Annotated in this window: 14 protein-coding genes; 10 read left to right on the top strand and 4 right to left on the bottom strand. The window is 70.2% G+C overall.

The annotated features are described in order from the left end of the window. Positions 1 to 70: 70 nt before the first annotated feature. Complete coding sequence (locus IE278_RS30475; protein ID WP_189776607.1) at positions 71 to 538, bottom strand: RDD family protein; 468 nt, start codon at positions 536 to 538, stop codon at positions 71 to 73. Between the two features lie 199 nt (positions 539 to 737). Here IE278_RS30475 and glnA point away from each other — a divergent pair, with 199 nt between their 5' ends. Then, positions 738 to 2147: a type I glutamate--ammonia ligase gene (gene glnA, locus IE278_RS30470; RefSeq protein WP_107018291.1), complete on the top strand. Its 1410-nt coding sequence runs from the start codon at positions 738 to 740 to the stop codon at positions 2145 to 2147. 148 nt (positions 2148 to 2295) lie between these two features. Here the strand turns inward: glnA and IE278_RS30465 are convergent, their stop codons facing one another. Further along, complete coding sequence (locus tag IE278_RS30465) at positions 2296 to 2598, bottom strand: hypothetical protein (RefSeq protein ID WP_189776605.1); 303 nt, start codon at positions 2596 to 2598, stop codon at positions 2296 to 2298. A 345-nt stretch (positions 2599 to 2943) separates the two neighbouring features. On the opposite strand from IE278_RS30465, the gene IE278_RS30460 reads away from it, so the two are divergent. Beyond that, on the top strand, positions 2944 to 4149 hold the full coding sequence (locus IE278_RS30460) for a winged helix DNA-binding domain-containing protein (RefSeq protein ID WP_189776603.1): 1206 nt from the start codon (positions 2944 to 2946) through the stop codon (positions 4147 to 4149). A gap of 100 nt (positions 4150 to 4249) precedes the next feature. Here IE278_RS30460 and IE278_RS30455 read toward each other — a convergent pair whose 3' ends face one another. Further along, the gene (locus IE278_RS30455) at positions 4250 to 4558 is read right to left on the bottom strand and encodes a hypothetical protein (protein ID WP_189776601.1); all 309 of its coding nucleotides are present in this window, start codon (positions 4556 to 4558) and stop codon (positions 4250 to 4252) included. Positions 4559 to 4722: 164 nt separating this feature from the next. On the opposite strand from IE278_RS30455, the gene IE278_RS30450 reads away from it, so the two are divergent. The 8 genes from IE278_RS30450 to IE278_RS30415 all read left to right on the top strand — a co-directional run bounded on the left by IE278_RS30450 (position 4723) and on the right by IE278_RS30415 (position 13413). Continuing rightward, positions 4723 to 5091, top strand: coding sequence for an arsenate reductase family protein (locus IE278_RS30450; protein ID WP_189776599.1), 369 nt, complete (start codon positions 4723 to 4725; stop codon positions 5089 to 5091). 216 nt (positions 5092 to 5307) lie between these two features. Beyond that, positions 5308 to 6009: an SCO2207 family protein gene (locus IE278_RS30445; protein WP_189776597.1), complete on the top strand. Its 702-nt coding sequence runs from the start codon at positions 5308 to 5310 to the stop codon at positions 6007 to 6009. A gap of 260 nt (positions 6010 to 6269) precedes the next feature. After that, entirely contained in the window at positions 6270 to 7298 is a 1029-nt protein-coding gene (gene glnII / locus IE278_RS30440) for a glutamine synthetase (RefSeq protein WP_189776595.1), read from the top strand. Between the two features lie 588 nt (positions 7299 to 7886). After that, positions 7887 to 8492 carry a winged helix-turn-helix domain-containing protein gene (locus IE278_RS30435; RefSeq protein WP_189776593.1) on the top strand — a complete coding sequence of 202 codons (606 nt, stop codon included), beginning with the start codon at positions 7887 to 7889 and terminating at the stop codon, positions 8490 to 8492. Positions 8493 to 8570: 78 nt separating this feature from the next. Then, the gene (locus IE278_RS30430; protein ID WP_189776591.1) at positions 8571 to 9563 is read left to right on the top strand and encodes an SDR family oxidoreductase; all 993 of its coding nucleotides are present in this window, start codon (positions 8571 to 8573) and stop codon (positions 9561 to 9563) included. 87 nt (positions 9564 to 9650) lie between these two features. Then, complete coding sequence (locus IE278_RS30425) at positions 9651 to 10943, top strand: sensor histidine kinase (protein ID WP_189776589.1); 1293 nt, start codon at positions 9651 to 9653, stop codon at positions 10941 to 10943. Then, complete coding sequence (locus tag IE278_RS30420) at positions 10928 to 11581, top strand: response regulator transcription factor (RefSeq protein WP_189776587.1); 654 nt, start codon at positions 10928 to 10930, stop codon at positions 11579 to 11581. Before IE278_RS30425 ends, IE278_RS30420 begins: the two co-directional genes overlap by 16 nt. A gap of 260 nt (positions 11582 to 11841) precedes the next feature. After that, positions 11842 to 13413, top strand: a complete 1572-nt coding sequence (locus IE278_RS30415) for a DUF1996 domain-containing protein (RefSeq protein WP_189776585.1) — start codon at positions 11842 to 11844, stop codon at positions 13411 to 13413. 95 nt (positions 13414 to 13508) lie between these two features. Here the strand turns inward: IE278_RS30415 and IE278_RS30410 are convergent, their stop codons facing one another. Next, on the bottom strand, positions 13509 to 13964 hold the full coding sequence (locus IE278_RS30410) for a hypothetical protein (protein ID WP_189776583.1): 456 nt from the start codon (positions 13962 to 13964) through the stop codon (positions 13509 to 13511). Between the last annotated feature and the right edge of the window lie 53 nt (positions 13965 to 14017).

Below are 14017 nucleotides of genomic sequence, written 5' to 3'. Positions count from 1 at the left end.
GACGGTTCCGGGGCGCCCCTTTCTCATGCCCACCGCCCGACGCCGACACCGTACGAAGTGGGGCGGCGGGTCAGATCCTGACCTCGACCGTGCGGGCCAGGCGGTCGTGCAGCCCGCGTCCGTCGCGGTCCCAGATCAGGGCCGGGAGCGCGAGGCACAGCAGCACCGTGCGCAGCAGAGCGCGCAGCGGGTTGACCGTGCCGGTCCGCAGGGCGAGGACCCGCAGGCCGAACAGCCGCTTGCCGGGTGTGAAGCCGAGGGTGCCCACGGTCAGCGCGCTCAGGACGAAGAAGACGAGCAGCGCCCAGTTCCCGGTCGCCTGGCCGTAGCCGTCGGTGATCAGGCCGTATGCGATCAAGGTGCACAGCCCCCAGTCGACGGCGAGGGCGCCCAGGCGCCTGCCGGGGCGCGCGATGGAGCCGGGGCCCGACTCGGGCAGGCCCAGCTGTTCTCCGCGGTATCCGAAGTCGGCACCGGCGTCCTCCGCGGCCGCGCGGGGTCCGGACAGCCACGATCCGATTGCTTGCCTGTTGTCCACCCGTCCACGGTACTGCGACCGTTTTGCCATGCGGACAGGTGGGGTACACCGGACCACGTCCGGTTAACTTGGGCGAAACAAATGGGTCACGCTGGAGAAATCACCCGTCCTTAAGGTCGGGCTCAGCGTGTGCCACCGCACTGGCCGCACGAACGAACTACCACCCCGGTCCGAAGTGAGCGGGAGTAGGAGGAGCTGGATGTTCCAGAACGCCGACGAGGCCAAGAAGTTCATCAAGGACGAGGACGTCAAGTTCGTCGACGTCCGCTTCTGCGACCTGCCGGGTGTGATGCAGCACTTCACGATTCCGGCTGAGGCCTTCGACCCGACCGAGGAACTGGCCTTCGACGGCTCCTCCATCCGCGGCTTCCAGGCCATCCACGAGTCCGACATGGCGCTCCGCGCCGACCTGTCCACCGCGCGCGTCGACTCCTTCCGCCGCGACAAGACGGTCAACATCAACTTCTTCATCCACGACCCGATCACGGGCGAGCAGTACTCCCGTGACCCGCGCAACGTGGCGAAGAAGGCCGAGGCGTACCTCGCGTCGACCGGTATCGCCGACACCGCGTTCTTCGGCCCCGAGGCCGAGTTCTACGTGTTCGACAGCGTGCGCTTCGACACCAAGGCGAACGAGGCCTTCTACCACATCGACTCCGAGGCCGGCGCCTGGAACACCGGTGCGATCGAGGACAACCGCGGTTACAAGGTCCGCTACAAGGGCGGCTACTTCCCGACCCCGCCGGTCGACCACTTCGCCGACCTGCGTGCGGAGATCTCCCTGGAGCTGGCCAAGTCCGGCCTCCAGGTCGAGCGCCAGCACCACGAGGTGGGCACCGCCGGCCAGGCCGAGATCAACTACAAGTTCAACACGCTGCTCGCCGCGGCCGACGACCTCCAGCTCTTCAAGTACATCGTGAAGAACGTCTCCTGGCGCAACGGCAAGACCGCGACCTTCATGCCGAAGCCGATCTTCGGTGACAACGGCTCGGGCATGCACATCCACTCGTCGCTGTGGGCCAACGGCGACCCGCTGTTCTACGACGAGGCCGGTTACGCGGGCCTGTCGGACACCGCCCGCTTCTACATCGGCGGCATCCTCAAGCACGCCCCGTCGCTGCTGGCCTTCACCAACCCGACGGTGAACTCCTACCACCGCCTGGTCCCCGGCTTCGAGGCCCCGGTGAACCTGGTGTACTCGCAGCGCAACCGCTCCGCGGCCATGCGTATCCCGATCACCGGCTCGAACCCGAAGGCCAAGCGCGTCGAGTTCCGCGCGCCCGACTCCTCCGGCAACCCGTACCTCGCCTTCTCGGCGCTGCTGCTCGCGGGCCTCGACGGCATCAAGAACAAGATCGAGCCGGCCGAGCCGATCGACAAGGACCTCTACGAGCTGGCCCCCGAGGAGCACGCGGGCGTCGCGCAGGTCCCGACCTCGCTCCCGGCGGTCCTCGACCGCCTTGAGGCCGACCACGAGTTCCTGCTCGCGGGCGACGTCTTCACGTCCGACCTGATCGAGACGTGGATCGACTACAAGCGCACGAACGAGATCGCCCCGCTCCAGCTCCGCCCGCACCCGCACGAGTTCGAGCTGTACTACGACGTGTGATCGACCCGGTGTCCGCCCGATGACGGTCGTCACCGACCGGTGTCGCTCGACGCCGTCGACGCACCGAGCCTCGCGGCTTGACCGGAGCCCCGCCATCGCCCCCAGGGCAGGCGGGGCTTCGTCGTTTACTGACGACGTTCCGGAGACGTCACTTCTTGACGTTCCAGGGGCGTTCGCGGCGGTAGCGGCGTTCCCACCTGGCCAGGCGGTCGCGGCGCTGGCGGTAGGCGTGGTAGCTGCTGTCGACCCGGGTCGAGGAACTCGAACCGCCGCCCGACTGGCCCCCCGCACCGCCCCCGCCGCCCGCCGACGACGAGCCGGAAGCACCCTGGTCGGGTCGGACGTAGCGGACGTAGAGGTAGATCAGGGCAGCCGCGGCGAGCCACCAGACGGGGCTGTTGAATCCAAGGACTACCAGGACGAGGATCGCCAAAATGATCAAGGTACCCATAATGGGTCTCCTTGTACGTGGGGTGGTGGGACCTTGAGCTGTCCGACGCCGTGCCGGACTGCGCGCCGGGCCGTCGGTGACGTCGAGACTAGTGCCCAGGATGCCGGGCGATCCCTGTCCGACGGAAACGAATAACGGCCGGGTCCGCTTACGAGCAGTCACAAAACAGCCCGGGGTCAAGCGAAATCGTCACAGAGGGGAACAATGAGGGTGCCCGGGAGTGAGTAAATCTGCGTCCGGGGCCACCGCCGTTCCCGCTTCCGTCCCGGCGCACGGCTCCCGGCCGAGGTGCGGTCCAGGCAGAATCCGAGGGTGCGACCGCACGAACGGGACAGGGGGAATCGGATGAGCGGGCAGCGACGGCACATCGGCGTGGCCGAGCGGCGGGCCCGGCTGGCCGTCGGGCACCGGCTGGTCAAAGGCGCGCGGGCGGGTAGTCCCGAGGAGGTCGGGGGCTCGCTGGTGGCGTTGCACGGGACGGATCCCGCGAGCGTCTATCTCGCCGTCGGGGCGCGGCTCATGGACGCGACGCGGGTCGTACCGGAGATGGAGCGGGCCCTGTACGAGGACCGGACGCTCATCCGGATGCACGGCATGCGGCAGACCGTGTTCGTGTTCCCCACCGAGCTGGTTCCGGTCGTGCACGCCTCGACCGGGCTCGCCGTGGCCGCGCGGGCGCGGGCCGCCCTGGTCAAGGACATGGCCCGAGTCGGTGCTCCCGACGCGCGGTGGCTGGCGGAGGTGGAGACGTCCACGCTGGCCGCGCTGGCCCGGCGCGGAGAGGCGACGGCCGCCGAACTGGCGCGCGAGGAGCCCCGGTTGAGGGAGCAGTTCGCGTACGCGCCGGGCAAGAGCTACGAAGGAGTGCACACCGTTTCGTCGCGGCTGCTGCGTGTCCTCGGGGCCGAGGGCCGGGTCGTACGGGGGCGGCCACTGGGGTCGTGGACGTCCACGCAGTTCCGGTGGGCCGCGGCTCCCCCGTGTGCCGAACTGCCCGTCGACGAGGCCCAGGCGGAGCTGATCCGGCGCTGGCTCGCCGCGTGCGGGCCTGCCACGGAGGCCGACCTCAAGTGGTGGACCGGGTGGAAGGTCAGCGACGTACGGCGGGCGCTGGGCGCGGTGGGAGCGGTGACCGTCTCGGTGGACGAGGGCGTGGCGTACGTGCTCGCCGACGCGGTGGAGCCGGTCGCGGCCGTCGAACCGTGGGCCGCGCTGCTGCCCGGCCTGGATCCGACGGCCATGGGATGGCAGGAACGGGACTGGTACTGCCCGCCCGGGCTGCGGTCGGCACTCTTCGACCGCAGCGGGAACATCGGGCCGACCGTCTGGTGGGACGGGCGGATCGTGGGCGGCTGGGCCCAGCGCCCCGACGGCGAGATCGTCTGGCGACTGCCGGCCGCCGAGGACGGGGACAGGGACGCCGAGGGGGTGGGCGGCGAGGCCCTGGACGCGATCGGGGCCGAGGCCGACCGGTTGCGGTCGTGGATGGGGGCCACCCGGGTCACCCCCCGCTTCCGGACACCGCTGGAGCGGGAGTTGGCGTCCGACTGAGACCGGGCGGCCGGGTGGCCGGGTGGCCGGGTGGCCCGGGAACCTGAGGGGCCTTGGCCGACGCGCCGCCCGGGACGCGGGCGGCGCTACGGGCCCGGTCTCAGCGGGCGTACCTCATCAGAGCCCGGACCATGTGGCAGGTGGTGTCCGACGGGGGGTGTACGCCTATGAGCGCGGCCGTCCTGCGGATCGTCTCGTTGTGGGCCTGCCTGGGTACGTAGACACCGGAGTCGAGGAGGGCGATGGCCAGCCGCATCGCCTTCAGGCGGCGGTTGTGCGTGACGTACCACTCGCGCGGGCGCCCCGGTGGCAGCGGGCGCTTCTCGACGGGCTGGTAGGGCAGGTCGAGCTGGACCGCCCTCTTGGCTGTGGACTGGGTGGGCAGCGGACTCAGTGCGGCAGCGGGCACAGGCATCCTCCTGTCGCGGTCAGGGTGCCGGTCGGCGTCTCCGGCGGCACCCTCGAACACTGCTTCTATTCTACTGCCGCCCACTGACAATCGCCCCTGGCCACAGGCACTTTGGGGGTGCCGTGACAAGTGAGTGGCACGGTGTTTCGCGTACCTTGAGCGGCATGGAGATCTGGATCAATCCGGCCTGTTCGAAGTGCCGCGGCGCCATCGGTCTGCTGGACGAGGAGGGGGCCGAGTACACGGTCAGGCGGTACCTGGAGGACGTGCCGAGCGAGGCCGAGATCCGGGAGGTCCTGGAGCGGCTCGGTCTTGAGCCCTGGGACATCACCCGGACCCAGGAGGCCGAGGCGAAGGAGCTGGGGCTGAAGGAGTGGGCCCGTGACGCCGGTTCGCGGGAGCGGTGGGTCGCGGCGCTGGCCGGGCATCCCCGGCTCATCCAGCGGCCCATCATCACCGCGGAGGACGGGACCGCCGTCGTCGCACGGACGGACGAGGCGGTACGGGACGCTCTGGGCCGGCGACAGCCCTGACGGCCCCGGCATCCCTGGAGGCCCCGGCGACCTGAGGCCCACGCGGCCCTTGCGGCCCCGACCGCTTCAGCAGTCCCGACTGCCGGCAAGGGCCCAACTGCCGTGTGATCTACGTTACTCAAGTGACTCGCGTCAACGACTGAGCAAGTCTGTTCGGTATCTCGTACATAACGGCGAACGGCCGCCGCCAGGGGCGGCCGGGGACAGGAGCCGTTCATGTCGCGCAGAAGAACTCTTGGGACGAAGAAGAAGATCGCCCTGCTGGTGAGCGCCGCCGCGGTGGCCGGTGGTGGGGCCTTCGCCCTGGCCACCACGTCGAACGCGACGCCGGCCGCGTCCACCGCGCAGCCGAAGGCGCAGTCCTCCGTGGTGTGCGACGGACTGGCCACCGCCCTCGGCAACAACGAGAAGTTCATCGAGGGACAGCGCACCGCGCCCGACGCCCAGTCCGAGGCGCGGATCGCCAACCGTGAAGCGGTCATCGCCCAGATCAAGGTGCAGCAGGAGGCCTCCGGCTGCACGGTCGGCGAGTCCGACGCCAACGTGGGGGACGGGGCCGGAGCGGGCGCCGGTGCCGGGGCCGGTACGGGAGCGGAGGCCGAAGCGCCCGCCGAGCAGCCGTCGCAGGCCGCGTCCGCCCCCGCCGCCGGAGGCGGCGACGCCGCGGTCGGCGAGCAGGTCTGCAACGGGTCCACGGTCACCCTCTCCGGTGAGGCGGGCGCGCCCGCCGCGTCCAGCAACCAGTTCCCGGCCGGTACGAAGCTCAAGGTCACGAACCTGGACAACAACAAGTCCACGACCGTGGAGGTCACCTCGGTCTCCGGCAGCTGCGTGCTGCTGAACAACGAGGCCTTCGAGCAGGTCCGCGAGCCCGGCAAGTTCCTGATCCGCAAGGCCGTCATCGAGAAGGTGGGCTGACGGGTCCCGCCGGACCGCCTGGTTTCGCGTCGGGTGGCGGCCCTGGCCGCCACCTGTCCGAAACCCATCGCATACGAGTCGGGGACGCTCTCCGTAGGTGACCCCTGCCACAGAGGCACCAGGTAACACGGGGTTCACATCCGGGCAATGATCGGGAAACTGCCTGTTGACAGGCTTCGGGCATCCTCCGCGGCGCCCCAGTGCCGCAGCGCCGCAGCTCTCGCACTGCGCTTAGAGACCCACCCCGAAGGATGTGGCCCGTGACCTTCAAGGCTGAGTACATCTGGATCGACGGCACCGAGCCGACGGCCAAGCTCCGTTCGAAGACGAAGATACTGGCCGACGACGCGAAGGGTGCGGAGCTGCCGATCTGGGGCTTCGACGGGTCGTCCACGAACCAGGCCGAGGGTCACGCCTCGGACCGTGTGCTCAAGCCGGTCGCGACCTTCCCGGACCCGATCCGCGGCGGTGACGACATCCTCGTCATGTGCGAGGTCCTCAACATCGACATGACGCCGCACGAGTCCAACACCCGTGCCGCGCTCAGCGAGGTCGCGGAGAAGTTCGCCGCGCAGGAGTCGATCTTCGGCATCGAGCAGGAGTACACGTTCTTCGACGGCGAGCGTCCGCTCGGCTTCCCCGTGGGCGGCTTCCCGGCCCCGCAGGGCGGCTACTACTGCGGCGTCGGCGCGGACGAGATCTTCGGCCGCAAGATCGTCGAGGCCCACCTGGACAACTGCCTCAAGGCCGGGCTCGCCATCTCCGGCATCAACGCCGAGGTCATGCCCGGGCAGTGGGAGTTCCAGGTCGGACCGGTCTCGCCGCTGGAGGTCTCCGACCACCTGTGGGTGGCCCGCTGGCTGCTGTACCGCACCGCCGAGGACTTCAACGTCTCCGCGACGCTGGACCCGAAGCCGGTGAAGGGCGACTGGAACGGTGCCGGTGCGCACACCAACTTCTCCACGAAGGCGATGCGCGAGGGGTACGACGCGATCATCACCGCGTGCGAGTCGCTGGGTGAGGGCTCGAAGCCGCTCGACCACGTCAAGAACTACGGTGCGGGCATCGACGACCGGCTGACGGGGCTGCACGAGACCGCGCCGTGGAACGAGTACTCGTACGGGGTGTCCAACCGGGGGGCCTCGGTGCGTATCCCGTGGCAGGTCGAGAAGGACGGCAAGGGGTACATCGAGGATCGGCGTCCTAACGCCAACGTCGACCCGTACGTGGTCACTCGGCTGATCGTCGACACGTGCTGCTCCGCGCTTGAGAAGGCTGGGCAGGTCTGAAGTTCCTGACCTTCGCGAGGGGCGCTCACCGAGGGGGTGGGCGTCCCTTTGCGTTCACCCGCGGGGTGGGGGCCGGGGTCGGTGTGGGCGTTTGCGCAGTTCCCCGCGCCCCTGGGTGAGTGGGGCCTCAGGGAGTTGGAAGAGGGCGCCCGGGGTCGGTGGGGCCGTTTGCGCAGTTCCCCGCGCCCCTGGGTGAGTGGGGTGTCGGGGAGTTGCAAGGGCGCCCGGGTCGGTGTGGGTGTTTGCGCAGTTCCCCGCGCCCTTGGGTGAGTGGGGGCCTGGGTCGGTGTGGGCGTTTGCGCAGTTCCCCGCGCCCCTGGGTGGGTGGGGGTGTCCGGACAGTGAGAGGAGGCTGATGTTGCGGGGCTGTGTCTGCTTCAATGGGGGCATGGCCAGCTTCCAGGAGTGCATCGCTACGGGTCGCCACGACCTCGAGCCCTTCTGGCCTTCCCGTCAGCACCACGACTTCGACCGGGTGTGTTGTCGCGCGACGAACGCGCGGGCCCTCTAAAGCCGTACCCCGGCCTTCGGCCAGCGCGCACGACGTACGTCCTCGACGACCTCTCGCGCGAAAAGAGCTGACCTCTCATGGCGAACACCCGTTCCTTCTCCTCCGTGGCCACCGCCCCCTCCCCGGCCCCGTCCACCGGCTCCGCACGCCATCGGCTGCGTGCCGTCGACCGGGACGAGGTGGTCGACGTCACCGACTTCCTGCCGCCGGGCGCCACCTGGCTGCCCGCTCCCCCGCACACCCTGCCCGCACTCCCGGGCCACCCGCCGATGATCGGCTACCTGGTCCTCGTACCGGCCGATCAGCCCTCCCTCCTGCCGGTCGCCGTGCCGGAGACGGAGGCAGAGACGCAGGAGGCGGCAGTCGCGGAGTCCGGCGAGGCCGGGCTCGGCCATCCCGTGCGGGTCGACACCGTCCAGCGCACCGCCGAGGTCGACGGGCGTCCGCTCGACCTCACGTACCTGGAGTTCGAGCTGCTCGCGCACCTGGTGGCGCACCCGCACCGGGTGCACACCCGCGACCAGCTGGTCACCACGGTGTGGGGCTACGGGCACGTGGGCGACGGCCGGACCGTCGACGTCCACATCGCCCGGCTGCGCCGCAAGCTCGGTGCGGAGCACCGCGACACCATCAGGACCGTGCGGCGCGTGGGCTACAAGTACGCGCCTGTCACGGGCAGTTGACCCACCCGGCGGCGGAACGGTTTGCCTGTGGGCAGAATTCCGTTCCGCCGCACGGCTGATCAGGGCAGAGTCCCCCGCATGAGACTTCTGATGCTGGGTGGTACGGAGTTCGTGGGGCGGGCCGTCGTGGAGGCGGCGCTGGAGCGCGGCTGGGACGTGACCGTCTTCCACCGCGGGCGCCACGACCCGCCCGCGGGCGTGCGCGCCCTGCACGGCGACCGCACCGCGCCCGACGGGCTCGCGGCTCTCGCCGAGGGCGACTGGGATCTCGTGGTCGACACCTGGTCGGGCGCTCCCCACGTGGTCAGGGACTCCGCGCGGCTGCTGAAGGACCGCGTCCGGCGGTACGTGTACGTGTCGAGCTGTTCGGTGTACGCGTGGCCGCAGCCGGCCGGTTACGACGAGAGCGCCCCGCTGGTCGAGGGCGCCTCCCCCGACGCCGGGCAGACCGACTACGCGCGCGACAAGCGCGGTGGCGAACTGGCCGTGCTCGACGCCTTCGGCGAGGAGCGGGCGCTGCTGGTACGGGCCGGTCTGATCCTCGGCCCGTACGAGAACATCGGCCGGCTGCCGTGGTGGCTCGCCCGGGCGGCCCGCGGTGGCCCCGTGCTCGCGCCCGGCCCCCGTGGACTCCCCCTCCAGTACGTCGACGTCCGCGACCTCGCCGAGTGGACGCTGGGGGCCGTGGAGAGCGCGGCGAGTGGGGCGTACAACCTCATCAGTCCCTCGGGGCACGCGACCACGGAGACGTTGCTCGACGCCTGCGCGCGGGTGACGGGCGGGCGGGCCGAACTCCGGTGGACCGGGCCCGAGGTGGTGCTGGCGGCCGGCATCGAGCCCTGGACGCAGTTGCCCGTGTGGGTGCCGCCGGGCTCCGAGCTGCACGACATGCTGCACAGCGTCGATGTGTCGAAGGCCGTACGGGACGGGCTCCGCTGCCGTCCCGTCGAGGAGACCGTGGCCGACACCTGGAGCTGGCTCCAAGGCATCGGCGGCACCGCTCCCCGGCGTCCCGATCGTCCCGTGGTCGGGCTCGACCCCCTCGTGGAGGACAAGGTCCTGGGCGGCTGAGACCGGTCGGGGGGTGGGGCCAGCACCACCCCCCTTCCGGGTGCCCGGCCCCCTGACCACGGCGGCGGGTTGGGCGAGACTGAGGGCATGGACACCGACGGGGACCACGGGAAGACCAGGGCGGGCGGCCGGGTGCGTACCGCCGCGATCGCCGGAGCGCGGGCTCTGCTGCTGGCCGTGGTGGCGCCGGCCGGGTCGATCGTCCTCTTCGTGCTCTGCGTCGTGTCGATCGTGCTCGTGCCGCTGGGCATCGGCCTCTTCACGACGCCCTGGGTCCTGGCCGCCGTACGCGCCTTCGCCGACTGGCGGCGGCTGCTGGCGGCCCGGTGGGGCGGGGTACGGATCCCGCCCGCGTACCGGCCGGTCCCGAGGGGCGCCAATCCGTGGGGGCGGTGCTTCCACCTGCTCGGCGATCCGGCCGTCCGGCGGGACCTCCTGTGGCTCCCCGTGGACATGACCGCGGGCTTCGTCACCGCGGTGCTGCCCGCCGCGCTGCTCCTCTATCCCTTCGAGGGGTTCGCGCTGGCCGCCGGGCTGTGGCGGGTCTTCACCGACGGCACATACGTGGGCTGGTGGTACGGGTTCGTGCCGGTCGGCGGGCAGCTCAGCGCGCTCGCCGCGGCGGCCCTGGGCGCCGCCCTCCTCGTCGCCGGGGTCTACACCATCCCCTACCTCCTGCGCGTCCACTTCCTGCTGACCCGGTCCGTCCTGGCGTCCGGGCAGGGCGAACTCGCCCAGCGGGTCCGCGTACTCACCGAGACACGGCGTGACGCCGTCGACACCTCCGCCGCCGAACTGCGGCGTATCGAACGGGATCTGCACGACGGGGCCCAGGCCCGGCTGGTCGCGATGGGCATGGACCTCGGCACGATCGACGCCCTGATCGAGAAGGACCCGGCGAAGGCGAGGCAGCTGCTCGCACAGGCCCGCCGGTCCTCCGCCGAGGCCCTCACCGAACTCCGGGACCTCGTACGCGGCATCCATCCCCCCGTACTCGCCGAGCGCGGACTCGGGGACGCGGTACGGGCGTTGGCGCTGCGGATGCCGGTCGCCACGGAGGTCGACGTGGACCTGCCGGGCCGGCTCGGGGAGCCGGTGGAGGCCGCGGCGTACTTCGCCGTCAGCGAGGTCCTCACCAACGCGGTCAAGCACGCGGGCGCCGGGCGCGTCTGGGTCGATCTGCACCACGCACCGGAGCACGGCGGCATGCTCCGGATCGCCGTCACCGACGACGGCGGGGGCGGCGCAGTGATCGGTACGGGGTCGGGACTCTCCGGGGTCGAACGGCGACTCGGTACATTCGACGGCGTCCTGGCCGTCAGCAGTCCCGCGGGCGGTCCCACCATGGTGACCATGGAGATCCCTTGCGCGTCGTCCTAGCCGAAGACCTGTTCCTGCTGCGCGACGGTCTGGTCCGGATGCTGGAGGCGTTCGACTTCGAGATCGCCGCCGCCGTCGGGAGCGGGCCCGAACTGACGCGGGCGCTCGCCGAGTTGGCGCCGGATGTCGCCGTGGTCGACGTACGGCTGCCGCCCTCGCACACGGACGAGGGACTGCAGTGCGCGCTGGCGGCGCGCCGGGCCAGGCCCGGCCTTCCGGTGCTCGTCCTGTCCCAGCACGTCGAGCAGTTGTACGCGCGTGAGCTGCTCGCCGACGGGGCCGGCGGGGTCGGATATCTGCTCAAGGACCGGGTGTTCGACGCCGAGCAGTTCATCGACGCGGTACGGCGGGTGGCCGCGGGCGGCACGGCGATGGATCCGCAGGTCATCCAGCAGTTGCTGGCGCGGCGGCAGGGCGACGGGCGGCCGCTGGGGCGGCTGACGCCTCGCGAGCTGGAGGTTTTGGAACTGATGGCGCAGGGCAGGTCGAATGCGGCGATCGCGGGCCAACTCGTGGTCACGGAGCGGGCGATCGCCAAGCACACGTCCAACATCTTCCAGAAGCTCGGCCTGGATGTCTCGGACGACGACAACCGTCGCGTCCTGGCCGTTCTCGCCTATTTGGACCAGGGTCGCTGAAAGGGTTCATAAGCAAGGGGAACAAGGGTCGGCCGGAACTGTGACCGAGTTCCGGATCCGCTGAATGATATTCAATAATTGCCGCTCAACTGCCGTTGTTTCAGGGGCTTCTGGGCCCGTTGCGGCAGGATTGCGCCACGGAACTCCCATCAATTTCTGAGGCCTCTGAACGCCCCAGGAACCTCCTCCGTATTGAACGGAGCCGCTTCACCTCCTGCCGGGCGCCTCGATGCCCCCGCAAGGAAGCCAGAGGGAGTTCCATGGGACGCACGAACCGAAAACGCCGCTCCACGCTCGCCAACCGGGCGATAGCCGCATCGGCGGCTCTCGCGCTGGGTGGCGGCGGTCTGCTTGCGGCCAACATCTACGCTTCCGCGGGCGAGAGCAAGAACTCGACGCGGAACGCGCAGACGACCGCCGCCTCGGTGGCCACGATCAAATGCCCGGACGTCGGCCAGAAGCTGACCTCCGTGCCCAAGGGCGCCCGCGCCGGTGTCGACAAGGAGCTGGCCAAGCTCGACCAGCAGGTCACGGAGGCCTATAAGCGTCTTGCGGACACTCGCCAGGCCCAGGCGGGAGACCCCGGCTACGTCAACAACGCCATCCTCAGCCCCCTGAAGTCCAAGCGTGTCGCCACGCTCGACAGGATCAGCAACAACATCAAGCGCGCGGGCGGCAAGGGACCCAGAGGATGGGGCAAGTTCGCGGGCTGCCAGGGCGTACCCGCCGGCAATCCCACGGGTGGGGGCCAGGGCAACAACGGCGGCCAGGGTGGTAACAACGGCGGTCAGGGCAACAACGGTGGCCAGGCCGGCAACAACGGCGGTCAGGGCAACGGTGGCCAGGCCGGCAACGGCGGCGGCCAGGGTGGCGACGGCGGTAACGGCGGTCAGGCCGACAACGGGCCCGTGGCAGCCGACTTCCAGGACATCACCCAGGTCCAGCCGAACGGCGGCCCCAAGGGTGTGGGCGCCAACGGGCTCCCCGCGAACGGGGACACCGGTTCCACCGGCACCTTCACCACGAGCTGCGGCACCAACGAGAACGAGCTCCGCAACTCGGACAACGTGATCGTCGCCCCGGGTGTCAGCAATGGCGCCCAGCACCAGCACGACTACGTCGGCAACCAGTCCAACGACGCCTTCGCGAGCGACGAGGACCTGGCCAACGCCGAGACCACCTGCCAGAACCAGGGCGACAAGTCCTCGTACTTCTGGCCGGTACTGCGTGTGCAGGACGGCAAGGACGACATCGACGCGGACGCCGCCGGTGGCGGTCAGGACGGCAACGTCGGCACGATCCAGCAGGCCAGCGAGGCTCAGCTGAAGTTCGTGGGCAACAAGAAGGGCGATGTCGTCGCGATGCCGACGGCCCTGCGCATCATCACCGGTGACGCCAAGGCCTTCGTCAACGGCCTCAACAACGCCAACACGAACTGGAGCTGCACCGGCTTCGAGGACCGCCAGCTGACGGACAAGTTCCCGATCTGCCCCGAGGGCAGCTCCGTGGTGCGCACGTCCAACTTCCAGAGCTGCTGGGACGGCCAGAACATCGACAGCGCCAACCACCGCACCCACGTGGCCTTCGTCCAGGCGGACGGCACCTGCGCCAACGGCTTCCAGGCCATCCCGCAGCTGCAGGTCCGGCTCGTCTACGACGTGGCGGCCCCGCAGATCCAGGGCGATCAGATCACCAACGCCTTTGCGGTGGACTCCTTCCCGGACCAGCTGCACAAGCCGATCACCGACCACAACGACTTCATCAACTTCTTCGACGAGAACGAGATGAACGAGGTCGTGGACTGCATCAACAGCGGCCAGAACTGCACGTAGTACCTGGGCGTTCAGCACACGAGGAAGCCGGCGGTGGGAATTCCCACCGCCGGCTTCTTCTTGTCCTGGGCCCGATCCGCGGGATGCGGCCGGCGTCAGCCGTCGTGGCCGGCGCCGCTGTGCGTGCCGCTGTTGTGGCTGCCGCCCGGGTTCATGTGCTCGGAGCCTTCCTCCATGGTCCCGCCGAGCCGGCCGCGCAGTGCCGTGACCGTCTTCTTCTCCCCGACGGCGACCCACTTGCGGCCCACGAGGTAGTAGCCGCCGTAGTCCTTCGCCCCGGTCAGCCACTCGGCCTGACCGCGGTCGGTGGCGAAGGTCGCGAGGACGTACTTCTCGCCGGACTTCTTGCAGATGGCCTGCCGGATCGTGTCCGCGTCCGTCTGCATGTTCGGCTTGCAGCCCGCCTCGCTCGCGATGTGCTCCAGGCTCCCGGTCGCGGTCTCGGGAACCTTCTTCTCGTCGCCGCCGTCGGAGCCGCAGCCGGTCACCGCGAGGAGTGCCACGACCGCCCCGGCCGTGCCGACCGCGAGCCTCTTGCCCGTAAAACTCATTACGTTCGTACCTCCGGGTCCATTCCGGCGACCTGCCTCGCCGGCTCCGTGCG

Origin of the sequence: Streptomyces tauricus (assembly GCF_014650955.1) — a bacterium.
In the GTDB taxonomy this organism is placed as follows: Bacteria; Actinomycetota; Actinomycetes; order Streptomycetales; family Streptomycetaceae; genus Streptomyces; species Streptomyces tauricus.
The sequence above is the reverse complement of the archived record's forward strand: the minus strand, read 5'-3'. Positions and strand labels throughout refer to the sequence as shown.

Bases quoted from the DNA above. Each gene is read 5' to 3' on its own strand.
- IE278_RS30445 (WP_189776597.1), top strand. From the start codon at position 5,308: ATGTCGCGCAGAAGAACTCTTGGGACGAAGAAGAAGATCGCCCTGCTG.
- IE278_RS30415 (WP_189776585.1), top strand. From the start codon at position 11,842: ATGGGACGCACGAACCGAAAACGCCGCTCCACGCTCGCCAACCGGGCG.
- IE278_RS30425 (WP_189776589.1), top strand. From the start codon at position 9,651: ATGGACACCGACGGGGACCACGGGAAGACCAGGGCGGGCGGCCGGGTG.
- IE278_RS30450 (WP_189776599.1), top strand. From the start codon at position 4,723: ATGGAGATCTGGATCAATCCGGCCTGTTCGAAGTGCCGCGGCGCCATC.
- IE278_RS30465 (WP_189776605.1), bottom strand. From the start codon at position 2,598: ATGGGTACCTTGATCATTTTGGCGATCCTCGTCCTGGTAGTCCTTGGA.
- IE278_RS30460 (WP_189776603.1), top strand. From the start codon at position 2,944: ATGAGCGGGCAGCGACGGCACATCGGCGTGGCCGAGCGGCGGGCCCGG.
- IE278_RS30430 (WP_189776591.1), top strand. From the start codon at position 8,571: ATGAGACTTCTGATGCTGGGTGGTACGGAGTTCGTGGGGCGGGCCGTC.
- IE278_RS30410 (WP_189776583.1), bottom strand. From the start codon at position 13,964: ATGAGTTTTACGGGCAAGAGGCTCGCGGTCGGCACGGCCGGGGCGGTC.
- IE278_RS30435 (WP_189776593.1), top strand. From the start codon at position 7,887: ATGGCGAACACCCGTTCCTTCTCCTCCGTGGCCACCGCCCCCTCCCCG.
- glnA (WP_107018291.1), top strand. From the start codon at position 738: ATGTTCCAGAACGCCGACGAGGCCAAGAAGTTCATCAAGGACGAGGAC.